The sequence below is a fragment of the Neoroseomonas lacus genome (assembly GCF_014644535.1).
GTDB lineage: Bacteria > Pseudomonadota > Alphaproteobacteria > Acetobacterales > Acetobacteraceae > Neoroseomonas > Neoroseomonas lacus.
This window is the reverse complement of the sequence record NZ_BMKW01000007.1, coordinates 19,915-44,193: the sequence shown is the minus strand read 5'-3', so window position 1 is coordinate 44,193 and position 24,279 is coordinate 19,915. Positions and strand designations below refer to the sequence as shown.

Genomic DNA, 24,279 nt, shown 5'->3' with positions numbered 1-24,279 from the left:
AAGGTCTTGAGAGTACGTCCCGCGGCAGATCGGCATCCACCCTTCATCTGCCATGTCGCCTGGCCCATGCGAACCGTGACGGGAGCATCGAGACCTGATGTCGCCGCCCGGATCCGACGCCTCACACGAATGACCCTGTACAGCGTCGGTCATGGCCGACCGGATGGAATCCCCACGGCCCTTGGCAGGCGCTCGAAGAAGCAGAGTGAAGGCCGCGTCGCCCTGCCCGGATGGGAGGGCGTTGACGCAAGCTCTCAGGTTTTCTTGATGAGATACAACTCCCAGCCGAAGGCAGAAATGAGGGTCTGGACACGGGTGAAGCCGGCTTCGGTGAACAGCGCCTTGTTTTCGCGGGCGGTCTGCGGTTGTAGGGCCGAACGTACGGCGCGTTCCTTCGCCAGAACCGCGCCGTCGGACAGCCCCATCGCGCGCTTGTAGCTGTTAAGCAGGTAGTGGTTGTCCATTTGCGCTCGCCCGTCCTCGTCGAGGACCTTCTCGGCGACCACCGCGGCACCGCGCCAATCCAACGCCTCATGGATACGCATCAGGGTGCGTAGGCGGTCACCGACCTCCATGAACTGCAACGTGAATAGGCTGGAGATGAAGGCGGCTGACGGAGGCAGGTCGCAATTCAGGATATCAGCGCAGACGAAGCGTGTCAGCGGATGGTCACTCTTCCGACGCGCCTCATCGATCATCTCCGGTGATCGGTCGATGCCAAGGATCTCGACCGGTACCACCTCCCTGAACTGCCGGCGCAGAAGGCGGGCAAACCGGCCCGTCGAACAGCCGAGATCAACGCACATCGTTCCGGGACTGACGACCGAGGCGGCGACCATCGCCGCGGTTCGCTGGAACATGCTGTGGAACGGTACGGACTGGAAGATGTGGGTCTCGAAACTGCCCGCCAATTGGTCGAAGTCGATGACATTGTCGGCGATGCCGGGCCCTGCACTCCCGTCGAGTTCCGTCTCCGCCGCCGCGGGAGCCCGGTTCAAGGTGCGGCGGGCGCGACCGAGCAGGACATACTGGCCGGTCGGGATGACGTCGACATCCTCGATCACGAAGTGGCGCGAGAAGAGCCGCTTGAAATTCGACAGGCTATAGGCGCTCTGATGGCTGCTGGTGATGGTGTGAGGCTTTCCCTGCCAGACCTGTTCATAGATCGTCTGAAGCGGAGAGACAGTAAGGAAGACCCTTTCGTAGTGGTCTGCGATCTCGGCCAGGACGCGCTCAACATCGGTCAGGAATTCAAGGACGCCGACCATGACGACGCATTCCGCATCGCAACGCGGCACCGGCGCGGTATTGAGGTCCACGACGAGGCATTCCGGCGACCGCTGCACCACATCGGCCGGAATATAGGCGATCTGCTTCGGCGCCAGATATTCCTTGAGCTTCATGTTACCGCAGCCGATATCGAGCACGCTTCGGATGCCGAAGCCGATGAGTTTGGCGGCCACCTCCTTTGCGCGTTGTGGATTGGAATGCCCGAAGGTCTTCGAGACATCCGCCCAGCGTTCAGTGACCGGTAGTTGGGCCTGTGCGGCGGGACTCGGCAACTTCATGTGATATCTCCGGTCATGGCCGACCAAGCGTGTGCGACGAAAGTTCGAAGAGGAAGCGCTGGGCGTGGTGACGTCCATCGCCGACGCTGGGATGCGGCCGTATCGAGCCGGCACCGTCCCAGCGAAGCCCGTCTTCACCTGGCAAAAAATCATGCGTGACGAACGGGAAGAGCGGATCACCGGCCTTTGGGATACCGCAGGCGCCATTGACGACGCGGCATGGCTCGCGCTTCTTGGGGCCAGCGGCTGGTTTCCGCGGCGGTTGCTTAACCTGGTCTGTCACCTGAGCCAGCCCCGCTCTCGTGCAGTTGCGGGTTACTACACTCTGGACGCCACGGTAAATGACCCGAGATTGTTGACGCAAATGGGAGCCTATGGACAGCTGACACGGTGATTCAATCTGTGCGTGACCCTTCCTATGACGGCCAGACGGGAGGCGCCGCCGATGCCTCGCTTCGGCGAGGCGTTCCAACGCCGGGCGCGCGGAACCGCACCACTGCTCACGCCGGCGGCATAATGGCCCGAAAGTCTTGAACCACATCATGCTCGACTGGCAGATTGGGGCGCGCTGCCGGCCGATCGCGCTCGAAGAGGGGACTTGCCGGTGATGATGGTATCCTCGGCGGAGGAACTCGCCAACGCGCTTCGCACGGCGCCGGAGGGTGCGCTGATAGGCCTTGATGCGCCACGTTACAGGATCACGGAAAGCCTCGCGCTCACCCGGCCCCTGACGCTCTGCGGTTGCGATCCGCAAATGCCACCGATTCTGATCTTCGCTGATGGCCGCTACGATCTTTCCGTCACCAGCGCGGGCTGCCGGCTCGAGAATATCGCCCTCACGGCCAGTGGTCACAGGGGCAGGGCCTTACTGCGTATTGCCGCGGATGCGTGCCACCTGGTCGGGCTGAAGCTGCTCCGCGCCCAGGGTAGCGGTCTTCGGATCGAACATTGTGACGACACGGACGTGCAGGATCTTGTGGCGCAGGAACTCGGCCAGGAAGCGGTGGTTGCTCTAGGCTGCAGCGGTCTGCGCCTGTCTTTGCGAGGGCTGAACATCGGGCTGCGCCACGCCGCGGCCGCCGTCCGCCTGGTCGATTGTCGGGGTTTTCAGGTCGAGGCGGAGATCGCGGACGTTTCCGGGAGCGCCGTCAGTCTCGAGGAGGTCGACGTCGAGGCCGGGCCGATGTCTGGCGAGGTGAGCCTGCGCGCGCAGCGGATGCAACGTGCCCTGTCGCTGCTTGGCCGCAAGGATGCACCGGCCTCGCGGCTTTCCGCCCGAATCCACGGCCACTACTGGTCGGAGGTGTGCGTGCTTCTGTCGAACGCCGAGAACATCGCCCTGGATCTTGCGATACCGGCGATCGGCGAGAAGCCGGCCCTGAGGATCAACGGCAGCTTCGGCCTGCGCCATTCGACGGTGGAATTGGCCTGCCCCGATGCGGATGGTGGCGCGCCGCCACCGCCCGGCCTTGTCGTGGGCGGTGGCCAGGCGTCGTACGGCAATGCCATCCATATGCGGCGACAGGCCTTCGAGGATGCTGCCGAGCCGGCGTCACTCCTGCCCGAGACGCTGCGCCAGCGACTGCAGCAGGACGCCAGACCGGCTTTCCTCGTCTATGACCAGCCCGGCCGTTGCAGCCTGTGCGGTTGGGAAGGCCGCTTTCGCCGCACGCACATTAGCGAACGCGAGACCCTGGCCTGCGGCGCCTGCCGCGCCACCTTGCGTTACCGTGGGCAGGCTGAAGCGATCTGCGGCCGCCTCAACGCAGGCCGATCCACAACCCTCGCCGACCTCGCGGCGAGCGGCGCCTTGTCCGATCTCGCGATATACGAACCGGGCATCACCGGGCCTTTTCGGCCCTGGCTCCGTCAGGCCGGCCGCTACGCGCAATCTTTCTACGATCCGGATCTGCCGAGCGGCACGCGGCGTGCCGACGGGTTCGTCTGCCAGGATCTCATGGCGACGGCCTTCTCCGATGCGAGCTTCGATCTCGTCGTAACCTCGGATATTTTCGAGCATATCCGGAAGCCGTTCCTGGCCTTCGAGGAGATCCGCCGCATCCTCAAGCCAGGCGGGCTGCATGTCTGGACCGTACCGATCGGCCTGCCGCCGCCGGCGGAAACGCGCGCCCGTGTCGATACCTCGGGGCCGGAGGATCGCATGCTGATGGAGCCAGTCTATCATGGCTCCGGGACCGACGGGCTATCGCTGGTCTATACCGACTTCGGTCGCGACATCGGCCGCCTGTTGGCCGGGCTCGGTCTGCCAACCCATGGCATGCGGCATGTCGCGGGCGAGGACAATCACATCGCCTGCATCACCTTCGTCTCGGTCAGGGACGATGAGGGCGCCTCGGCGGTCCAGCCATGATCTCGCAGCTGCGCGGCGCCGAGGCAAAGGTCCGGCGGCATGCGGGCTTTGTTGTCTCGACTGAACCCGGCCCACCGTCACCGCGCCATGGCCTGCCCGGCGACCTGGTGCATGACGCTGGCGGCGGGCGACGTATCGTGCGGCAGGTCGACGATCGTGGCGATCGGGTCGGCGCCAAGGGGAATGCCGCATCACCTGGACAGGTTCAGGCTGCCCCCAATCAGCCGTCGATGGCCAGGGGGTCTGGGATGAAGCGACCATTCTTGGCGTGGCTGGGGCTTGCCAGCCTCCGTGGTCAGACTTCGGTGGCCTGGCCGGCATCGGCGGCCTCCCGCCTCGCCTGGGGCCCGCTGCTGCAGGCCGCTTCTCCGCACCCATTGCCGCCCATCGTCGAGGAGGCCATCGCGGCAGGAGGCGCGGCGTTGGGGCAGGAGATCCTGCCCGCAAGCCAGTTGCGCCTGGCGGGGACGCTCAACAGCGATCCTGCCCATCGGGCTGCCGGCCGGGTGAAGGCGACTTTCCCGACGCTCCTGAACCTCGCCCTTGCGGCCCGGCTCGGGCCGGACGATGTGCGCGGACCCGCATTTGCGAAGGTTTCGCGCATCCTGCTGGCCTGGTCAGGGGCCTATCGCCCTTCCGGCAATCCGATTGATGAGCGCTTTTTCCTGCTGCTTTTTCTCGCGGCCGACCTCGTCCTGCCAGTGATGCCGGGTACAGCGCGGCTTGTTCTGCGGTCCTGGCTGCGTGACTTCGTCGCCGCCGGGGATCGCTTCTATGCTCGGCGGCCGGCCAATGACCTGGCGCGCCAGAACAACTGGATGGCTGCGCGCCTGCTGGTCCGCGCGCTGGCGGGCACCATCGCGGGTAATGACACCACGCAGATGCAGACACGCCGCCTGCTCTTCACCTTTGGACAGGTCAATTTCGAACGCGACGCTGACGGCCGCCTGGATGGGCGCACCTTCGACTTCCGGCAGCGCGACGCGCTTACCTACCACGTCGTCGATCTCGACTTCCTTCTGAAGATACTGTCCTTCGTGCCAGGTGTCGTGGATGCGGAACTGCGCGCCCACATCCGGCGCGGCCTGCTGTTCTGCAAGCCCTACGTTCTCGGTGAGAAGGAACACATCGAGTTCCTGCGCACGACCGTCTCCTTCGATGTGAAACGACGTGAGCAGGACCCGAGCAATACCGACTTCCAGAACCGGCCCTGGCAGCCCGCCCGGGCATGGCCCCTGTTGCGGCTCGCCGCGCTGTCCTTTCCCGAGATCACGTCATGGACGGGACCCGTTCGCGCCGACGCCGGGACTGAGCTGCTGGTGGCGCTGATCTCGAAGCAGGCCGCTCTGGACCAACGCCGATAGCGGGGTTTCGCCCCGGCGTGCATCGCCGCCAGCCGGGTAACCGCTAAGCACCCACGGCTAGTCGGTGCCGATCCGAGATGGCGGGCAGGCCGGCATGGCAGTTGCTGAACCTGGCCCAGCGACGTGACCCTCGCCGTGCCATTGCGGCGCAGTAGCGCACCGGGCGGCGCCGCATGGATGCTGCGTTCCATCTCCGTGCACAGAAGGCTTGCGGGAATGACCCGCTGGACCGCACCCCAGTGCCGCGCCATAGTCAATACATGCACAAAGCTGGTCTCCCTACTTCGAAGGAAGCTTTGTCGGAGCCTGTGTACGCATCGCCGGAGGGCACCGCGGCAATCTCCGAGCCGCACTCAGTCGAAGCGCGCCTTCGTGCCCGGCCGCAGGATGTTGGCGCCGTCACGCAGCAGGGCTGGAAGCTGTGGGCGAACGGCCAGCAGGCGGCGGCGGTGGCGACCTGGCAGGCCGCCGTCGCTGTCATGCCCCGCGCCCCCGCGCCGCGGATGGCCCTGGCGCGCGCGGCGCGTGCCCATGACGAGCCTGAGCGAGCACGTATCCTGCTCGAATCGATCCTGGCCGACGAGCCCACGCATTTCGGCGCCCAATTCGAAATGATCCGGCTGCTGATGGCGGCCGGCGACCTGGCGGCTGCCCGCGAGCGCCTCGCCCCCCTGCTGGCGGCGCATCCCGGCCACGGTGGCCTGCTCATCGAACATGCCGCGATGCTGCGGCGAAGCGGTGCAATACGCGCGGCCGAGGCTGCGCTGGGTGCCGTGCCGGCCGACGACCCCCAGGCCTTGCAGGCACGGTTGGCTCTTGGCCGGATGCTGCGCGACCGTGGCGCGATTGTTGAAGCCATTGCCGTGTTTCAGGCTGCATCGGTGTCGGCGCCCAATAATTCCACCGCGCTCGCCGAAAGCGCCCGGACGCTGCTCGACGCCGGTAGGACGCCCGACGCGCTTGCCATGATTGCCGGCGCGACCACCGACCGGCCGCCCGAAGCGCGGTTGGTCTTGCTGGAGGCCGAGGCGCTGCGGGTCCTTGGCCGGCGTGTCGAGGCTCTGGGCCGACTTGAAGCGCTGCCTTCCGACCGGCAGGTTGCCGTGCAGCGCCTCATTGACCAAGCCGCGCTGGACCGCCCGGCACGCTTCACCGCCAAGGCGCCGCCCGGCGCGGCGGAATCCGGCGCGGCGCTGGCCGATGCCCTGGCCGATGCGACACCGACGGAGCTGGCGCGGCAACTGGCACGTATTATCCAACAGGCCCATCCTTTCACGGTGCTGGGCACCGCGAATGCGCTGCTGGCGCGACGGACCGATGCAGAATCGAGGCTGGCGGCCGCGCAGGCTGCCGCGAATGCGTACGGCACCATGAACGCATCGCGCAGCGCCTTGATGTGCCTGGAGTACTTCGCCGCGGAATCCGCCACATTGCCTGCCGCGCTCAGCGCACGACTGGCTATCCGGCGCGGCAGCGCACTGCTGGGAGTCGGGGACCGCGCTGCCGCCGCAGCGCAATTCGCCATGGCGAAGGCGCTGTCACCGGGCGACCCGGAAGCCGCGGGGATCCTCGGGGTGCTAGAGGCCGGATCGGAGACGGCATCCGCCGAGGCTTGCCTCGGTCTTCTGGCGCCGGGCGCCGCGCCGCCGCGGCTGCGGGCCTGGCTTATCGACCGTGCCGCCGCATTGCTGGAACCCGACGATCCCCGCATCGCCCTGCACGGCCTGCCATTCGCTGAACGGGCCGCCTCTGAGGCCCTGCTGCGCCACAATCTCGCACTGGCGCGTGGCGATACCCGGACCGCGCGCACGCACCTGGCCGCCATGCTCGCGCTTCAGGGCGTCGCCTGCCCGCAACCGGAAGGAGCCCCGCCGGGCATGGCATGGTTCGCGTGCCCATCCGCCCCGCCGGTCGATGGGCCGTTGGTGAGCATCGTGATCAGCGCCCATGATGCTGCGCAGACCCTGGCGCTCGCGCTGTCCAGTGTGCTCGAGCAGTCCTGGCGCAACCTAGAGGTGCTGGTGGTCGATGACGCCAGCACCGACAACACGGCGGCCATCATCGGCGGCTTCGCCGCGCGGGACCCGCGCGTAAGGCCGCTCGGCACGCGGCACAACGCGGGCACCTATGCCTGCCGCAATATCGCGATCGGTGCAGCGCGCGGCGTGTTTGTCACCTTTCACGACGCCGATGACTGGATGCACCCCAGACGCATCGAAACCGAGATGGCGGCCTTCTCAACGCCATCCGTGCATGCGGTCAATTCGCGCTGGTTCCGTATGGACGCAGCGGGGCGCGTGCGGTTCGTCCCACGTGCCAATCCGATCTACGCCAACCCCTCATTCCTGCTCTTCCGCGCTGACACGCTGCGCAGACTTGGCGCCTATGACGGTGTGCGGGCCAGCGCCGATACCGAAATGCTGTGGCGCGCGCGGCTTGTCCTGGGCCCGGATGCCATCGTCATGCTGCCACATGTGCTCACCGTCGGCGCGACGCGGCCGGATTCACTGACGACGAATTCCGCTACCGGCATGGACATGTTCGGATTCAACGCGCTGCGGGCGGACTACCATGAGGCGTACATCCGCTGGCATCAGATCTGCGAAGCAAGCGGGGTGGTCCCATTCCTCGCGCCGGGCGCGGCGCCCCCTTATGCGGCTCTTCTCCCTGCGGCGCTGAAGGCGGGTGGGGTTCAGGTGCTAAGGTCTACACAGTAGCCTCAGGCACATGAGTCCTGATCAACGGAGGTTGATGTATTAGGGGACAGTACGACGGCGACTTGTCGTCATGTGTGCGCAAATCGACGCCTGGGGCGGATTCGAAGGATCAACGAAGGATGCGGGACAGTCGTAATCCGGATGCTGCCGGCAGCCGCGCAATCAAGGTCGAGCGGCTGACAGTTGCCGTACCGAGCGATGACATAGGCGTTCATCGGATCGCGACCTTCGTGCATATCCTCAAGCATATCATCGCCCCGCAGCAGCGCACGCTGGTCGACCTTGGCGCCGGGCATTGCAAGTTCAGCGTCTGGGCGACGAAGCTCGGATTCGAGGTCACCGCCGTTGACGGTCGGACAGCCCGCCTGCCCGAGGATCTCGGCACCATTCGCTTCGTGGAAGCGGATGTGCGCACCTATGACCCGCGTGGCCATGGCGTCGTGGCGCTCCTCGGCCTGCTGTATCATTTGGAAGTCGCTGACCAGGAAAGCCTGCTTCGGCGATGCTGCTATGGTGCTCCGGTGATCGTCGAAACTCAGGTCCACGTGCCCGAGATGGTGGCAAACGACCCGAAGGACTGGCACAAGCTTGTCGAGCGCGACGGCTATTGCGGCGTGGACTTTCCCGAGGGCAACAATCCCATGGCCTCGATCGGCAACAAGACATCGTTCTGGCATACCGAAGCTTCCATGGAGTTGCTCTTCGAAAGGGCCGGCTACTCCCGGATGGTCGTGATCGATCCAATCTTCGTGTCCGGCTATGGCGCCCGGCGCTTTTATGTCCTGTCGGCCTGACTTAGGTGGGCCCCGTCCGTCGGAGTGTTTGACGGACTGACTAATGCCAAGTCCTCGCGGCCGTGACCCGCGAAGGGTCTTCCCCGAAGCGGAGGGTTTCCCATTCAAGGCGGCGAGCAGCGGAGCTTCGCCATGGGCCAACCACTCCCTTTCGCCCTGACAATGATGCGCCTGCGCTATGGGTGGCGGTGCGCCGGTCCGGGGATGCGGCGTAGGCACGGCGTCTGCTGACTTTGGCGGCGATCTACGACGGCGCGTCGTGCACCGAAGCAGCGCGGATCGGCACGGCGACGCTGCAGATCGTCCGGGACTCGGCGGTGCGGTTCAACGCCGCGGGGCCGGAGGACTTGGTCGACCGCTGGCCGCCGGGCTCGCCGCCGCGGCTGACCGCCGCCCACCGCGCCGCGCTGGCCACGACGATCGAGGCTTGCCCGATCCCGGGTAGCCACGGCGTGGTGCGCTGGTGGTTGATTGATCTCGGTCAGTGGCTGTGGGAGGAGTTCAGCGTCGCGGTGTCGAAGCGGACGCTGAGCAGGGAACTGCGCGCGATGGGCGATCGCAAGCTCTCAGCCTGGCCGCGCCACCATGCGCAGGATGAGGGCGCGATCGACCTTCTTGGAAGACCTTCCCCTCCCGCCTGGAGGAAGTCGCGCGCGAGAAGGGTGTTGCCGTCAGCGCCATGGAGATCTGGTTCGCCGATGAAGCCTGCATCGGCCATAAGGACAGGATCACCCGCCGCTGGGCGCGCCAAGGCACCCGTCTGGCGGCGCCGCAGGACCAGCGCACTGCCTCGAAGTACATCTTCGGCGCGGTCTGTCCTTGGGAGGGCAGGGGTGCGGCGCAGGTTCTGCCCTTCTGCAACTGCGCGGCGATGAACGTGCATCTGGCCGAGATCGCCGCCATGGACGCGCCCGGCAAGCACGCCGTGCTGCTGCTCGATTAGGTCGGGTGGCACCTCTCGCATCAGGTCGCGGTGGCGAACCGCTACACCCGCCAGCGCGATCCGATCCGCGGCGTGCACGTCGTGCGCCCGCACCCCAAGGGCACCATCGTCGAAATCAGCGTCCTGACGCTGCGCGTCATCGACGACGGGCTCTGTGAGCAACCTCACGTACATCTACGCGAAACGCGTGGCGGAGTTGCGGCGGGGCGTTGATGCCGGGGAGGGCCCGGACGTGCTGGAGGCGGGACGGTCCCTGATCGACAAGGTCATCGTAACGCCGAGCGACGACCCGGATGATCCGCCGGGATCGAACTGATCGGGCAACTCATGGCCATGCTCAAGGCCGCCGGCGCCTTCCCTTACGGAGATGATGCGAAATGCCGCGACCTCGTCTCTGGTTTGTCCACCTGCGCGGCAAAAGGAACTATGAGGGGGCAAAGCCCCTCCAATCGCTATCTCGTTCAACCAAGAACCAGCAGCGCCACGCCCGCCGCCGCGATGCCGGCCCCGCCGCTGCGCAACAGCGCCGCGCGCCCGTTCGCGAGCCGCCCCATCGCGAAGCCCGTCGCATGCAGCAGCGCCGAGGCCGCCAGCATCCCCGCCGCCGTCAGCAACACCGACCCGCCGATCTCACCGCCATGCGCCGCGCCATGCAGCAGCCCGAAGCCGGCGGCGAGCGGCAGCGCAACCGCCGCACGCATCGGTACCGCCAACGCCACCACCAGGCCCAGCACCAACACCGTCGCGGCGACCCCCGGTTCGATCCAGGCCGGTAGCGCGCTCACCAGCCCAAGCCCGATGCCGCCCGCCATGCCGCCGAGAAACGCCGCCGGCAGCGCCCAGCCGCGCGCCATGCCCGACTGCGCGGCCCACAACCCGATCGCCAGCATGGCCACCAGATGATCCACCCCGAGCAGCGGATGGGTGAAGCCGGCCGCCAGTCCTTCGGCATGCCCGCCATGGGCGAAAGCCGGGCCGGCAGCGAGCAGGGGGAGGATCAGGGCGCTGGCGCGCAGCAGGCGCTGGGTCATGGAAAGCTCCGTGCAAAGGTGGTTTCGGCGTCGATCCTGGCGGCGTCGCCACGCCCCTGCAAGGCAAGCAAACCGCATGCCGGGCCGCGCCGATCGCGAGCAGGCGCTTGCCCGGCAGCCGCGCGGCGGAGCAATACCTTTCCTTGCCTCCCATCCGGCTCGCCGCCGCGCTACCGTGTCGGATGCTCGCGAGTCCTGCGATGACCGAACCTGCCGCCTTCATCCACCTGCACGTCCATTCCGCCTATTCGCTGAGCGAGGGCGCGATCAAGGCGGACAAGCTGGCGGCCCTCGCGGCCTCCAACGGCATGCCGGCGGTGGCGCTGACCGACAGCGCCAACATGTTCGGCGCGCTGGAATTCGCCGAATACTGCTCGAAGAAGGGCGTGCAGCCGATCATGGGCTGCCAGCTCTTCCTGACGCGCGCCGAGGCCGACCCCGACCGCCCCGATGTCGCGCGGCAGAACCCCGACCCGCTGGTCGCGCTCGCGATGGATGGGGCGGGGCTGGAGAACCTGCAGAAGCTCTCCTCCAACGGCTATCTGCGCGACGACCCCTCCGGCCGGCCGGCGATCACGCTCGACCTGCTGCGCCGACATTCCGAGGGCATCTTCCTGCTGACCGGCGGCACGCTGGGCACGGTGGCGCGGCTGCTCGGCGACGGAAGGCGCGATGCCGCCACGCGCATCCTGCATGAATTGCGCGAGGCCTTCCCCGACCGTCTCGCCGTCGAACTGCACCGCCACGGCCTGCCGCAGGAACGCGCCATCGAGGCCGGGCTCCTGGCGCTGGCGAACGAAGCCCGCCTACCCATCGTCGCCGCCAACGACGTCTATTTCGCAGCCCGCGAGATGCATGAGGCGCATGACGCGCTGCTCTGCATCGCCGAGGGCCGCACCATGGCCGAGCGAGAGCGCCGCCGCGTCACCCCCGAGCACTGGTTCAAGCCGGCGGCGATGATGCGCGAGCTGTTCGCCGACCTTCCCGAGGCCTGCGACAACACCATCGCCATCGCGCGGATGTGCGCCGTGATGGCGGAGAGCAAGAAGCCCGAACTGCCAATCTGCCCCAAGGTGGGCGAGGGCATGACCGAGGCCGAGACCGTCCGCGCCATGGCGAAGGACGGGCTGGAAAAGCGCCTCGATGCCATGCAGCCGCCACCGGACGAGGCGAAGCGGCAGGTCTATCGCGACCGGCTGGACTACGAACTCGGCGTCATCGAGAAGATGGGTTTCCCCGGCTACTTCCTGATCGTCGCCGACTTCATCCAATGGGCCAAGGCGCAGACCCCGCCGATCCCGGTCGGCCCCGGCCGTGGCTCGGGCGCCGGTTCGGTCGCCGCCTGGTCGTTGCTGATCACCGACCTCGACCCGCTGCGCTTCGGCCTGCTCTTCGAACGCTTCCTGAACCCCGAACGCGTCTCGATGCCCGACTTCGACATCGATTTCTGCCAGGACCGACGCGACGAGGTCATCCAATACGTCGTGCGCGAATATGGCGCCGATCGCGTCGCGCAGATCATCACCTTCGGCAAGTTGCAGGCGAAGGCCGCGGTGCGCGACGTCGGCCGCGTGCTCGGCATGCCCTATGGCCAAGTCGACAAGATCGCCTCGCTCATCCCGTTCAATCCGGCGAAGCCGGTGACGCTCGGCCAGGCGATCGAGGGCGAGCCACGGCTGCAGGAAATGCGCGACGGCGACGAACAGGTCGCCCGTCTGCTCGACATCGCGCTGCAGGTGGAGGGTCTGTACCGCAACGCCTCGACCCATGCCGCCGGCGTGGTGATTGGCCGCAAGCCGCTGGTCGAGATCGTGCCGCTGTATCGCGACCCGCGTTCGCCGATGTTGGTGACGCAGTATTCGATGAAATACGCGGAAGCGGCCTCGCTGGTGAAGTTCGACTTCCTCGGCCTCAAGACGCTGACGGTCATCGAACGCGCGCTGGCCATCCTGAAGGGGCAGGGGGTGGAGGTCGACATCGCCGCCATCCCGCTTGACGACACCAAGACCTACGCCATGCTGGCCAAGGGCGACGCGGCCGGCGTGTTCCAGTTCGAAGGGCAGGGGATGCGTGACTGCCTGCGGCAGATGCGCGCCTCCCGCTTCGAGGACCTCGTCGCCGCCGTGGCGCTGTACCGTCCGGGCCCGATGGCGAACATCCCCGCCTATTGCGCGCGCAAGCTCGGCGAGGCGTGGGAGCCGCCGCATCCGGCGATCATGCACATCCTGTCCGAGACCTATGGGATCATGGTCTATCAGGAACAGGTCATGCAGATCGCGCAGGATCTCGCCGGCTACAGCCTGGGCGGCGCCGACCTGCTGCGCCGCGCCATGGGCAAGAAGATCCGCTCGGAGATGGAAGCCCAGCGCAAGATCTTCTGCGAGGGCGCCGAGGGCCGCGGCATCGACGCCGCCAAGGCCGCCGAGATCTTCGACCTGATGGAGCGCTTCGCCGATTACGGCTTCAACAAGTCTCACGCGGCGGCTTACGCGCTGGTGTCGTACCAAACGGCGTGGCTGAAGGCGAACCACACGGTGGCGTTCCTCGCTGCCTCGATGACGCTGGATCTGTCGAACACCGACAAGCTCGCTGGCCACATGCAGGAATGCGCGCGGCTCGGCATTCCCATCCTGCCGCCGGACATCAACCGGTCCGGCGCCGAATTCCGCGTGGAGACGACGCCGGAAGGCAAGGAAGCGATCCGCTTCGCTCTGGCCGCAGTGAAGCGCGTCGGCGAGGCGGCGATGAAGGATCTGGTGAAGGCCCGCGACGCCGACGGCCCCTTCGTCTCGCTGGCCGACCTCGCCGGCCGGGTCGACCCCAAGCTGCTCAACAAGATGCAGATCGAGAACCTAGCCCGCGCCGGCGCCTTCGAATGCCTAGAGAAGAACCGCGCCAAGGTGATGGCCGGTGCCGAAACCATCCTGCGCCGCGCCCAGGCCAGCGCCGAGGAGCGCGGCTCCGGCCAGATCGGTCTGTTCGGGGCGGATTCGCAACGAAATGAACCGCTGCGGCTGCCCGATGTCCCAGACTGGCCTTTGCTGGAACGCCTGTCCCATGAGGCCGAGGCGGTCGGCTTTCACATTTCGGCCCATCCGTTGGACACCTATCGCAAGGCTCTGCAGCGTCTGGGTGTGACCTCCTCGGCGCTGATCGCCGATCGGACGCGATCCGGCTCGGCCCGGCTGAAGCTGGCCGGCACCGTGGTGAACGCCAAGGAACGCACCACCAAGACCGGCAGCCGCATGGCCTGGATCCGGCTGTCCGACGCGCAAGGCTCCTTCGAGGTGACCTGCTTCTCCGAAGTGCTGAACCGCTCCCGCGACCTGCTGGCCGAAGGCAATGCCGTACTGGTCAGCGCCGAGGCCCGGATGGAAGGCGAGGCGCTGCGCCTGACCGCCAGCGACGTCGAGGCGCTGGACAAGGCCGCGAGCGGTGCCGGCGGTGGCGTGCGGCTGTGGCTCGACGATGTCTCCGGCCTCGGCCCGATCCAGGCGCTACTGACGCGCGAGGGTCGCGGCCGTGGGCGCGTGGTGCTGGTGCCGCGCACCGGACCGGGCCAGGAGGTGGAGGTCGCGCTGCCGGGCGGCTTCAACATCGGCCCGCGCATGATGCAGGCCATGAAGGTGATGCCAGGCGTTTCGGCCATGGAGGAGATCTGAGGCCCGCGTCATGGCCTCAATATTTTCCATAATATACCTTATGCGGGAATTGCACGTTCCAGCCCGGCCATCGCGACAGCGCCTTCAGCCCCCCCCGATCCCCCGCACCGCCGCACCAATCGTCTCCACCAACAAGCCCAACTCCGCCTCACTGGCCACCAGCGGCGGGTTGACGCGGATCAGGTTACCCGCTCGCAGCAGCAGGATGCCCGCTGCCAGGCAATGCTCATCTACCGCCTCGGCCGCCTCAGCGCTGTCGAACTCCAGCCCCCACATATGGCCGACCCCACGCACCTCACGCAGTCCGGCCGCGCCCTGCAACGCCCGCAGCCCTGCCAGCACCCCGGCGCCATGCCGCAGCACGCGCTCGACCAGCCCGTCGCGCTCCATGATCTCCAGCACCTTCAGCGCCACATCGCAGCCGACGGGATGCCCCGCCATGGTGATGACCTTCGTCATGGCGTGCCCGGGCGTGAGGAAGGTCGCGAAGATCCGTTCATCGACCGCCGCCGCAGCCAGCGGGAAATAGGCCGAGGTGATCCCCTTCCCCATCGTCACGATATCCGGCCGCACCCCGGCCTCGTGCTGGAAGGCGAACCAGGCCCCGCTGCGCCCGAAACCGTTGATCACCTCATCGACGATCAACAGCATGCCATGCTGCCGGCACAACGCGGCCAGCATCGCAAGGAACCCTGCCGGCGGCACCACGACGCCACCGGCAAAGGCCACCGGCTCCACAATCAGCGCCGCAATCGTTCCGCTGCCGGCGCCAGCGATCGCCGCCTCGACCCCGGCCCGGATCTCCTCCAGCCCCCGCGACCGCCCAGCCATGACGTCCCGCGCCCCGGGCACATGGATGAACTCCTCGCTCCGATCCACCATGGGCGATTGCAGGATCCCCGGCCCGCTGGCGTAGCTCGCCGCCCCGGTCGACCCATGATAGGCGCGGTCAAAGGCGATCACCCGCCGCTTCCCCGCCCGCCCCTGATGCCGCCAGAACCGCCGCGCGATTTCGATGGCGAGTTCATTCGCCCCGCCGCCCGTCGCCGCATACCGCAGCCGATACCCACCGCCGAGCCGCGCGCTCAACGCCTCCGCCAGCGCCATCACCGGCCGGCTGCGATGGTCCGGCGAGCAATAGGCCAGCCGCCGGTAACTCTCCGCCGCCGCCGCGACCAGCTCCTCATGCGCATAGCCGAGATTGACGCAGCTATGCCCCGACCCGGCATCGAACAGCCGCCGCCCGCCCTCATCGGTCAGCCAACACCCCTCGGCCGAGGCGATCGCCGGCATCGCATGCCCCGGCAGATGCCCTTCATCATCCCAGAAGGCCTCGCCCCCGCTCAGCGGGCGAACCCCGGCTGGAATGGCTGCGCCCGCAGGAAGGCATCGGCAATCCGCAACACCTTGGCGTCGTCACACCGCGCCCCGGCGATCTGCAACCCGATCGGCAGCCCCTCCCCGGTCCGCCCGCAGGGCACCGACACCGCCGGCCCATGCGACAGGTCGAAGGGGTAGGAAAACTCCGCCCAGACGAGCCAGTCCCACACATGGTCCGGCCAATGCGCCGGCCGCTGCCGCCCGACCTCAAACGCCGCCACCGAGGCCGCTGGCGTCACCAGCGCATCCCACCCGCCATCGGCGAACCAGCCATTCACCTCCGCCGCATAGGCAATCCGCTTGGCCGAGGTCGCGATCGCCTCCTTCACCGTCAGCCCGACATATTCATCGAGGCAGGCGACCAGCCCCGGATCCATCTCCGCCCGCCGCGCCGGGTCTGTCTCGATGAAGGGATACATCGCCACAGCCCAGACCAGACGCTCCAGCTCCGGCCCCTTCGGCCCCCAGGGCGGCGTCACTTCCTCCACCGTCGCCCCGGCGGCGACCAGCGCGTTGATCGACCCGCGCACGGCCTCGGCGACCTCCGGATCGACCCGCGCATGGCCCAGGTCCGGGCTATAGGCAATCCGCATCCCCTTGAGGTCCGGTCCCCATACTTCGGCTGACCGGAACTTCATCGGCAATGTTGTATGATCAGCGGAATGCAGCCCGGACATGATCTCCAACATCAAGGCCGCATCCCCCACGCTGCGCGCCAGCGGCCCGGCATGGGAGACCGAATTGTTGTTCGGCACCGGCGCATAGGGCACCAGCCCGAAGGTCGGCTTATGTCCCACCACCCCGCAGAAATGCGCCGGAATGCGGATCGACCCTGCCCCATCCGTGCCCAGATGCAGCGCCCCGCAGCCCGCCCCCGCCAGCGCCGCCGCCCCCGATGACGACCCCCCGGCCGTCCGCCCCTGCATCCACGGATTATGCGTATGCCCCATCAGCGGCCCGCTGCTGACGGCGGTCCAGCCATTCTCCGTCGCCGCGGTCTTGCCGAGGATGATCCCCCCCGCATCCCGCAACCGCTTGACCAGCGGCGCATCGGCCACCGCCGGCGCATCGGAGGTCAGCCGCGATCCGCGCCGCGTCGGCAGCCCCTCGACCGCCTGCACGTCCTTGATCGTCACCGGCACGCCATGCAGCGGCCCGATCGGCACGCCGGCCATCACCATCGCCTCGGCCGCCCGCGCCGCGATCATCGCCCGCTCTGCATCCAGCGCCGCGAACGCATTGATGCGCGGCTCCCACTCAGCGATGCGCCCCAGCACCGCCTTGGTCACTTCCACCGGCGAGGCCCGCCGGTCGCGGATCATCTGCGCCTGTTCGACCGCGCTCAGCGTGGCAAGGTCGCTCACGCCGCCTGCTCCCAGGCCGCGACATCCAGGAAGGTCGATTGGTAGCAGGCACCCTCACCCATATCCGTCCGTCTTTCATCACAAAGCATGTTCACCGTGCCCGACACCGCCTCGCCATCCGGGCGCTGGCCCGGCACCAGCACGACGCCCGGCTGCACCTCGTCGCTGATCCGCAGCACCAGCCCCACCTCGCCCCGCCCGTTGAACAGCTTCACCGAAGCGCCGTCCGCCAACCCGCGCTTGGCCGCCTCCTCCGGGTGCAGGATGGCGCAGGGCGCCCCCTCCCGCTTGCGCAGGAAGGGCGAGGCCGCATAGGCCGTATGCGCCTGGAAATACCCCGGCGCGGTCAGCAGCCGCAGCGGCCAGCGCGCTGCATCGGCCGCCTCGACCGGGTCGACCTCCCACACCGGCATCGGCGTCACGCCCTGCCGCGCCAGCGTCTCGGAATAGATCTCGAGCCTGCCCGACGGCGTGCGGAATTCCTGCGCGCTGGGCGGGGCGACCTTCACCGGCCCCTCGAACACCAGCGCCGGGTCCACCGCGGCGATGATGCCGGTCGCCCCCTTGAAGAAATGCGGCACGATGTCCTTCGGCGCCATCGAGAACACCGGGTCGGTCAGCCCCATCCGCTGCCCCAGCGCCTGCGCCAGGTGGAAATTCGACATCGCCTCATGCTGCGGCGCCACCGCCGCCGGCGCGTACTGCATCCGATACGACCCGTAGGACCGGTAGAAATCCTCGGTCTCCAGATAGGTCGTCGCCGGCAGCACGATGTCCGCATAGCGCGCCGTGTCGGTCATGAAGGGGTCGTGGACGACGGTGAACAGCTCCTTGCTCGCCAGCGCGCGGCGCAGCCGGTTCACATCCGGGTTGGTCACTGCCGGGTTGTTGGCGGCGATGAACAGGGCGCGCAACGGCGGGTCGGTCATCTCCTCCAGCGCCTCGCCCAACGCCAGGTGGTTCACCATGCGCGCCGAGGCCGGCCCCGACGGCTTGCCGACCATACCGAACTGGAAATCCATCGACCCGGCGGCGAGCAGCAGCGCCCCGCCCCCTTCCCGCCCATAGGCGCCGGTCAGCGCCGGCAGCGTCGCGACCGCGCGCAGCGCCTGACCGCCCCGGGCGAGCCGCGTCATCCCCTCACCCAACCGGATCAGCGAGGCCTTGGCCGCGCCATACATGGCCGCCAGCCGCTCGACAGCCTCGACCGAAAGCCCGGTGATCTCCGCAACGCGCGCCGGCGGGAACTGCGGCAGCACCTCGGACGACCAGCGCTCGAAGCCGAGCGTATTCGCCGCGACATACTCGCGGTCGAGCAGCCCATCTCGCTCCAGGATATGCGCGATGCCGCAGGCCAGCGCCGCATCCGTGCCGACGCGGATCGGCAGGTGCCAATCGGCCCGCGCGGCGGTCTGGCTGCGCCGCGGGTCGATCACCACGAGCTTCACCCCGGTCTTGCGCACCTTCTCCAGCAGCGCCCAGAAATGGACGTTCACCGCCATCAGGTCGCAGCCCCAGGCGATCACCAAGTCCGAATGTACCACGGCCTCGGGGTCGGTCCCGCCGACCGGCCCGCAGGTCATGTCCCAGGCGGTCTCGCAGCAGGTGTCGCACACCGTCCCCGCCTGCAGCCGCGACGTGCCCAGCGCATGGAACAGCCCGCCCACCAGCCGCCGGTTCATATGCCCCTGATGCGCCGAATAGGCGTAGCCGAGGATCGCCTGCGGCCCGGACTCGGCGATGATCGCCTTCCAGCGGCTGGTGATCTCGTCCAGCGCCGCATCCCAGCTGATCGGAGTGAACTCCCCGCTGCCCTTCGGCCCGACGCGGCGCAGCGGCGTGCGCAGCCGGTCGGGCGAATGCACCGTCTCCATGTCCCGATTGACCTTCGCGCAGGCGAATCCGGCCGTATAGGCCTCGTCCGGGTCGCCCTGCAGCCGCACCAGGCGCCCATCCTCGACCTCCGCGACGAGGGAGCACATGTCGGGGCAGTCATGGGCGCAGACGACGCGGGTCTTGGTCATGGCAGGCTTGTCCTTCGAACAGGAAGGCAGTCTCGGAAAGCTTGGCGCCGGGCGCAACCGGTCGCGGGGGCTTGCCATCGTCGCAGGGTCGCGGGACGACAGTCCAACCCCTGCCCCGGACCCGCCATGACCGACGCCCCCGCCGCCATCGCCCACCTCATCGACGTCATGGCGCGGCTGCGCGACCCCGAAACGGGCTGCCCCTGGGACCAGGTACAGGACTTCGCCACCATCGCCCCCTACACCATCGAGGAAGCCTACGAGGTCGAGGACGCCATCGCCCAGGGCAGCCCGGCGACGCTGCTCGACGAGCTCGGCGACCTGCTGTTCCAGGTAATCTACCACGCCCGCATGGCCGAGGAGCGCGGCTGGTTCGCCTTCGCCGACGTCGCCGGGGCGATCGCCGACAAGATGGTCCGCCGCCACCCGCACGTCTTCGGCGCCGACGAGACCCGCACCGCCGACCAGCAGATCGCCGCCTGGGAGGTCCAGAAGGCCAGCGAGCGCGCCGCCCGCGCCGAGACCGGCACGCTGGCCGGCATCCCGATCGGCCTGCCCGCGCTGACCCGCGCCGCCAAGCTGACGAAGCGCGCCGGGCGGGTCGGCTTCGACTGGCCCGACGCCGCCTCGGTGCTCGACAAGCTGGAGGAGGAGGCTGGCGAGTTGCGCGTGGAGATACAAAAGGCTCCACAAGACCTTGATCCTGCGGCGATACGCGATGAGGTCGGCGACCTGCTCTTCGTTCTGGCGAACCTCGCCCGCAAGTTGGATCTGGAGCCGGAGGATTGCCTGCGCGGGGCCAATCGTAAGTTCGAGCGTCGCTTCGGTTTTATCGAACAAACACTTCAATATGAAGGAAAATTACCGGCCGATTCGACGCTCGACGACATGGAGGCCCTGTGGCTGGAGGCCAAGCGTCGCGAACGTGCGGGAGGCTGATCCACAATACGATCTTTATCATTCATTCTGCTGTTCTTGTGGTTGTTCTCATCGCATGAAGCGCTGGCTCAGCCCCGCCGCACCCTGCTCGATGCCGGCGCCGCCGGGCGGGTTGCCGCCGTCCCGCAAGGCATGGGCGAGGAACTCCGCCTGACCCGCAACGGCCGGACGCTCTGGAAAGCCCGCACCCAACGCTTCACCCCGTTCCGCGACGGGGCGCCCGTCCCGATCGGCGACGACGCCACGGCCATCGGCATCATCGGCTGGACCGGCGGCGCCTATTGCTGCTGGACCCTGCACCTGTTCCGCCAGGGGTCGGCCGGCCTCGCCCACATCGCCTCCCTCCCCCTCGGCAAGCGCGACCCTGACGAGATCCGCCTGGCCCCGCCGGACGGGCCGGCGATCCAGATCGCCGATGCCGGCTTTGATTTCTGGGAGGCGCCGATCAGCCGGGCTGCCGACCTCCACCCAACCATCCCCTTCCGCTGGAGCGGCCGCGCGCTGGAACCCGACATCGCCGCGATGCGCCGGCCCGTGGCGGCCGCCCTCGGCACCGCCTGCATCGAGATGGCCGCGCCCGAGGGCTTCCCGCCGCCCGAGCAGCGCGTCACCACCTATGCCGACCCCGATACCGCGATCGCCGCGCTGCGCGCACAGGACTGGCGCAGCCCCGGCGGGCGGCATCCGGGTGTCGAGGCCGCCCGTCTCGCCACCTGCATGATCTACGCGGGCCATGCCGCCGAGGCGCAACGCCTGCAGCGCGCCGCCTGGCCGGCCGGCGTCCCGGGCCTGGCCGAGACGGAGCGCCAGATCGCCGCGCGGATCGCCTGCAGCCCCTTCGCGGCGGCGGTGCGGGCGGCCAATGCGCCTGGGGCGCCCCTGCTGGGCGGCCGATGCCAACCGCAGGGCCCCGACCAGGTCGCGGTGTTCAGCCTGGGCTGGCGCTGACGGCGGGGCGACGGCTCGCCGTGCTGGATTTTGGCCGATGTTCCTGATATGATTTTCCAATTACGGGACGACTTGCGTCCGCCTGACGCCGAGGCCCGGATGGATAGTCTCGGTCTTAAAGAACGGAGGGGCGCCGCCCCTCCAAACCTCCCCGCCAAAGTGCAGGGCACTTTGGAATGCTGTTTTCGGGTTCGGGCGTGGGAGGCATGCTCCCGCCGGCGCAACGTGCTTCGGGCGCAAGGGCAAGCCTCCGCACCCTTCCTGACAGCGCCGCACGGCGCCAAGTCTAGGTTTCCAAAATCCCTATGGCCGAGAAACTCCCATCGGCGTTGCTCCGCAACGTCCATGGGTCCCGGTCGTGGGGAAGCGCGAGAGGAGCAAAGCCCCTCTCGGACGTACCGGCCCGAGTAAAGGGCCGGTGCTACAAATCACGTCGAAGGCCGATAAAATCCTAAAATCCTAAAATCTTAAAGTGTGGAATATCAGCCTCTTGATCCGCGGAGGCCGTCGATGTGCCCGCCCCGATCACCTTGTCTCACCCCCGCCGCGTCTCCGCCTTCACGCTCACCCGCGTCTCCGGCAACGGGATGAATTCCTTGTCGTCCCCCGGCACGGTCGGGAAGTTGCCGCCCTTCCAATCCGCCTTCGCCTGCTCCAGCCGCTCGCGCGAGGACGCGACGAAGTTCCAGTACAGGTAGCGCGGCCCATCCATCACCGCGCCACCGAGCATCAGCAGCCGCGCGCCGCGTGGCCCGGCGGTCAGCGCCAGAGAATCCCCGGCGCGGAACACCAGCATCCGCCCGGCCTCGAACACCACGTCGGCGACCTCGACCGAGCCTTCCACCACATAGGCGCCGCGTTCCTCATGCTGGTCCGGCAGCGGCAGCCGCGCACCGGGCAGCAGCACCGCATCGGCATAGAACAATGGCGAGGAGACCTCGACGGGCGCCTTCAGCCCCCAGCCTTCCCCGGCGATCAACCGCAGGGTCAGGCCGCCCTCATCGACAATCGGCAGCGCGCCGGCATCGTGATGGGCGAAGGCCGGCGCGGTGTCCTCGGCCGATTTCGGCAGCGCCACCCAGGACTGGATGCCGAACATCCGCTGCAGCCGGTCGCGCTGCGCCGGGTCGGTGCGCTCCGAATGCACGATGCCGCGCCCGGCCGTCATCCAGTTCAAGGCGCCGGGCTTGATCGCCTGCGCGCTGCCCAGGCTGTCGCGATGCAGGATCTCGCCCTCGAACAGATAGGTCACGGTCGAAAGCCCGATATGCGGATGCGGCCGCACATCGAGCCCCTTGCCGGTGAGGAACTCGCCCGGCCCCATCTGGTCGAAGAAGATGAAGGGCCCGACCATCTGGCGCTCGCGTGCCGGCAGCGCCCGGCGCACCTCGAAGCCGCCGATATCGTGGGCGCGCGGGACGATGACGCTCTCTAGGCCTGGTGGCGGCGGCGGGCAGATCGGGTCGGCTTCGTCGAGGGTGCTCATCTCGGATCTCCTGTTGCCGGCAGTATCGCCATCCTGCCCGCGCACGGCCATGCCCGGCCGATGATGTACGCCATCACGAAGCAGGATCGCAGCTGGGCCGACCCGACGGCTCGGCAACACCTCGAGGAACGCCGGCAGAGCCTCCCGCAACAATCGGGGAAGCGACGATATGTCCAGTAGCCGGCCGGTATTGGGGCAAGGCCGGGCGGTGCTGAGGGTCGGTCCGGAGAGGCGCAATCCGGCGCGTTTACAAGTCGGGCGCCGGGCCGCACCTCTGCCGGCCAACCAACCATCGCAGATACTGACCCGGCCTGGCACGCGGGCCGGTGCCGGGCTTTCCCGACGGGTTCTGAAGGCGCCCAGCGTGCTATTGTGCGGCGTGCGGCGCTGCGAACGGATCCGCCAGCCCTAGCCAGCCAGCCGGCCCGCCCTGCATCTCGGCATCGGTCAGCAGGCAACGGTCGAGCGCGGCGATGATCGACCCTTGTGGCATGGCCTGGCCGATGAAAGCGATCTCCTGGCGGCGGTCGCCCCATGGTTCCTGCCATTGTGCCCGCGCCCAGTCGCGCCAGGCATCGTCGCGCGGCCAATGCTCGCGTGGCCGCGCCGCCCACCAGGGGCCCGCGGGGGTCAGCCGTCGCTGGCCGCCGGCCAGATGCCATTGCGACGCCCAATCATGCTGGCTCGCCAGCCACACCACGCCCTTGGCCCGGATAACGCCGGGCAGCGGGGCGCGCAGGAAGGCGGCGGCACGACCCGGATGCAGCGGCCGGCGCGCCCGCCAGACAAAGGAGGCGATGCCGAATTCCTCGCTCTCGGGCACATGCTCCCCGCTCAGGGCGCGCCGCCAGCCCGCCGCCATCCGGGCGCGGACCGGATCGAAGCGGCCGGTACCGATCACCGCCTCGGGGGCGACCTGGCCGTTGATGCAGGGGTGGATGGCCGCCAGCGGGTTTAAGGCACGGAGCAATTCCGTGAGCCGCCGCAGCGCCTCGGCCGGGAGAAGGTCCGTCTTGTTCAACAGGATCACGTCGGCGAATTCGACCTGGTCGGCCAGGAGATCGACGATGTGGCGCGCATCCTCCGTCCCCGAGGCGAGGCCGCGATCGGCCAGGCTGTCCCTGCTGCAATAGTCATGCAGGAACGCGAAGGCATCGACCACGGTCACCATCGTGTCGAGGCGTGCGACATCGGCCAGGGCGCCACCGGAGGCCAAGGGCAGGTCGAAACCTGCGGCCACCGGCATCGGCTCGCTGATGCCGGTGCTCTCGATCAGCAGGGCATCGAACGCGCCGCGCCGGGCCAGCGCCGCGATCTCGACGACCAGTTCCTCGCGCAGCGTGCAGCAGATGCAGCCATTGGACAGTTCGACCACGCCGTCGCGCCCGCGCCCGATCGATCCGTCGGCATCGAGCAGGGCCGCGTCGATATTGGCCTCCGCCATGTCGTTGACCAACACGGCCAGCCGGCGCCCGCCCGCATGCTCCAGAAGGTGGCGCAGGACCGTCGTCTTGCCGGCCCCGAGGAAGCCCGACAGCACGGTCACCGGCAGCCGGCCCCGCGGATCGTCGTTACTCGGCATGTGACGGGACTGCCCTGGACAGCGCGTGCATCAAAAAAGCCCCTTTGCTGAAAACAGATTAAACTATTGCGAATACGCACGGAGGATAGCAACATACGATCCGCAA

Annotated in this window: 17 protein-coding genes and 1 pseudogene; 11 read left to right on the top strand and 7 right to left on the bottom strand. The window is 68.0% G+C overall.

Features of this window, described 5'->3' with window-relative positions:
- Window positions 1-254: 254 nt before the first annotated feature.
- A complete protein-coding gene (locus tag IEY36_RS14525) occupies window positions 255-1,568 on the bottom strand; it encodes a methyltransferase domain-containing protein (protein ID WP_188967842.1) in 1,314 nt (437 codons plus the stop codon).
- Window positions 1,569-1,632: 64 nt separating this feature from the next.
- On the opposite strand from IEY36_RS14525, the gene IEY36_RS14520 reads away from it, so the two are divergent.
- The 8 genes and pseudogenes from IEY36_RS14520 to IEY36_RS14490 all read left to right on the top strand — a co-directional run bounded on the left by IEY36_RS14520 (window position 1,633) and on the right by IEY36_RS14490 (window position 10,073).
- Entirely contained in the window at window positions 1,633-1,962 is a 330-nt protein-coding gene (locus tag IEY36_RS14520; RefSeq protein WP_188967840.1) for a hypothetical protein, read from the top strand.
- A gap of 360 nt (window positions 1,963-2,322) precedes the next feature.
- Window positions 2,323-3,939, top strand: coding sequence for a class I SAM-dependent methyltransferase (locus IEY36_RS14515; RefSeq protein ID WP_188967838.1), 1,617 nt, complete (start codon window positions 2,323-2,325; stop codon window positions 3,937-3,939).
- A 137-nt stretch (window positions 3,940-4,076) separates the two neighbouring features.
- Complete coding sequence (locus IEY36_RS14510) at window positions 4,077-5,303, top strand: hypothetical protein (protein WP_188967836.1); 1,227 nt, start codon at window positions 4,077-4,079, stop codon at window positions 5,301-5,303.
- 173 nt (window positions 5,304-5,476) lie between these two features.
- Complete coding sequence (locus tag IEY36_RS14505) at window positions 5,477-8,020, top strand: glycosyltransferase (protein WP_188967834.1); 2,544 nt, start codon at window positions 5,477-5,479, stop codon at window positions 8,018-8,020.
- 119 nt (window positions 8,021-8,139) lie between these two features.
- Window positions 8,140-8,814, top strand: coding sequence for a class I SAM-dependent methyltransferase (locus tag IEY36_RS14500; RefSeq protein ID WP_188967832.1), 675 nt, complete (start codon window positions 8,140-8,142; stop codon window positions 8,812-8,814).
- A gap of 317 nt (window positions 8,815-9,131) precedes the next feature.
- Window positions 9,132-9,413: pseudogene (locus IEY36_RS31340) on the top strand (helix-turn-helix domain-containing protein); the annotation flags it as partial.
- Window positions 9,414-9,493: 80 nt separating this feature from the next.
- Window positions 9,494-9,757 (top strand): hypothetical protein, encoded by a 264-nt coding sequence (locus IEY36_RS30635; RefSeq protein ID WP_229681326.1) that lies wholly within the window; start codon window positions 9,494-9,496, stop codon window positions 9,755-9,757.
- A gap of 154 nt (window positions 9,758-9,911) precedes the next feature.
- A complete protein-coding gene (locus IEY36_RS14490; RefSeq protein ID WP_188967828.1) occupies window positions 9,912-10,073 on the top strand; it encodes a hypothetical protein in 162 nt (53 codons plus the stop codon).
- 145 nt (window positions 10,074-10,218) lie between these two features.
- On the opposite strand, the gene IEY36_RS14485 is transcribed toward IEY36_RS14490, so the two are convergent.
- A complete protein-coding gene (locus IEY36_RS14485; protein ID WP_188967826.1) occupies window positions 10,219-10,788 on the bottom strand; it encodes a HupE/UreJ family protein in 570 nt (189 codons plus the stop codon).
- A 200-nt stretch (window positions 10,789-10,988) separates the two neighbouring features.
- Here IEY36_RS14485 and dnaE point away from each other — a divergent pair, with 200 nt between their 5' ends.
- Window positions 10,989-14,450: a DNA polymerase III subunit alpha gene (gene dnaE, locus IEY36_RS14480; RefSeq protein ID WP_188967825.1), complete on the top strand. Its 3,462-nt coding sequence runs from the start codon at window positions 10,989-10,991 to the stop codon at window positions 14,448-14,450.
- A gap of 84 nt (window positions 14,451-14,534) precedes the next feature.
- Here the strand turns inward: dnaE and IEY36_RS14475 are convergent, their stop codons facing one another.
- From IEY36_RS14475 to IEY36_RS14465, 3 genes are read right to left on the bottom strand one after another with little or no spacing between them, the layout of a single operon-like run.
- Window positions 14,535-15,743 carry an aminotransferase family protein gene (locus tag IEY36_RS14475; protein ID WP_188967823.1) on the bottom strand — a complete coding sequence of 403 codons (1,209 nt, stop codon included), beginning with the start codon at window positions 15,741-15,743 and terminating at the stop codon, window positions 14,535-14,537.
- Between the two features lie 50 nt (window positions 15,744-15,793).
- Window positions 15,794-17,194 (bottom strand): amidase family protein, encoded by a 1,401-nt coding sequence (locus IEY36_RS14470; protein WP_229681325.1) that lies wholly within the window; start codon window positions 17,192-17,194, stop codon window positions 15,794-15,796.
- The gene (locus tag IEY36_RS14465; protein WP_188967821.1) at window positions 17,191-19,218 is read right to left on the bottom strand and encodes a molybdopterin-containing oxidoreductase family protein; all 2,028 of its coding nucleotides are present in this window, start codon (window positions 19,216-19,218) and stop codon (window positions 17,191-17,193) included. The genes IEY36_RS14470 and IEY36_RS14465 overlap by 4 nt, the downstream gene beginning before the upstream one ends.
- A gap of 126 nt (window positions 19,219-19,344) precedes the next feature.
- Between IEY36_RS14465 and mazG the strand changes: the two genes are divergently transcribed.
- Together mazG and IEY36_RS14455 are read left to right on the top strand one after the other, a co-directional pair.
- A complete protein-coding gene (gene mazG / locus IEY36_RS14460; RefSeq protein ID WP_188967819.1) occupies window positions 19,345-20,157 on the top strand; it encodes a nucleoside triphosphate pyrophosphohydrolase in 813 nt (270 codons plus the stop codon).
- Between the two features lie 42 nt (window positions 20,158-20,199).
- Entirely contained in the window at window positions 20,200-21,105 is a 906-nt protein-coding gene (locus IEY36_RS14455) for a hypothetical protein (RefSeq protein WP_188967817.1), read from the top strand.
- Between the two features lie 535 nt (window positions 21,106-21,640).
- On the opposite strand, the gene IEY36_RS14450 is transcribed toward IEY36_RS14455, so the two are convergent.
- Together IEY36_RS14450 and IEY36_RS14445 are read right to left on the bottom strand one after the other, a co-directional pair.
- A complete protein-coding gene (locus IEY36_RS14450; protein WP_188967815.1) occupies window positions 21,641-22,591 on the bottom strand; it encodes a pirin family protein in 951 nt (316 codons plus the stop codon).
- 367 nt (window positions 22,592-22,958) lie between these two features.
- Window positions 22,959-24,173, bottom strand: a complete 1,215-nt coding sequence (locus tag IEY36_RS14445; RefSeq protein ID WP_188967813.1) for a GTP-binding protein — start codon at window positions 24,171-24,173, stop codon at window positions 22,959-22,961.
- Window positions 24,174-24,279: the final 106 nt, after the last annotated feature.

Coding starts and splice junctions, on each gene's coding strand:
- IEY36_RS14525 (WP_188967842.1), bottom strand. CDS start 1,568: ATGAAGTTGCCGAGTCCCGCCGCACAGGCCCAACTACCGGTCACTGAA.
- IEY36_RS14515 (WP_188967838.1), top strand. CDS start 2,323: ATGCCACCGATTCTGATCTTCGCTGATGGCCGCTACGATCTTTCCGTC.
- IEY36_RS14505 (WP_188967834.1), top strand. CDS start 5,477: ATGGATGCTGCGTTCCATCTCCGTGCACAGAAGGCTTGCGGGAATGAC.
- IEY36_RS14500 (WP_188967832.1), top strand. CDS start 8,140: ATGCGGGACAGTCGTAATCCGGATGCTGCCGGCAGCCGCGCAATCAAG.
- IEY36_RS30635 (WP_229681326.1), top strand. CDS start 9,494: ATGGAGATCTGGTTCGCCGATGAAGCCTGCATCGGCCATAAGGACAGG.
- IEY36_RS14485 (WP_188967826.1), bottom strand. CDS start 10,788: ATGACCCAGCGCCTGCTGCGCGCCAGCGCCCTGATCCTCCCCCTGCTC.
- dnaE (WP_188967825.1), top strand. CDS start 10,989: ATGACCGAACCTGCCGCCTTCATCCACCTGCACGTCCATTCCGCCTAT.
- IEY36_RS14475 (WP_188967823.1), bottom strand. CDS start 15,743: ATGCCGGCGATCGCCTCGGCCGAGGGGTGTTGGCTGACCGATGAGGGC.
- IEY36_RS14465 (WP_188967821.1), bottom strand. CDS start 19,218: ATGACCAAGACCCGCGTCGTCTGCGCCCATGACTGCCCCGACATGTGC.
- mazG (WP_188967819.1), top strand. CDS start 19,345: ATGACCGACGCCCCCGCCGCCATCGCCCACCTCATCGACGTCATGGCG.
- IEY36_RS14450 (WP_188967815.1), bottom strand. CDS start 22,591: ATGAGCACCCTCGACGAAGCCGACCCGATCTGCCCGCCGCCGCCACCA.
- IEY36_RS14445 (WP_188967813.1), bottom strand. CDS start 24,173: ATGCCGAGTAACGACGATCCGCGGGGCCGGCTGCCGGTGACCGTGCTG.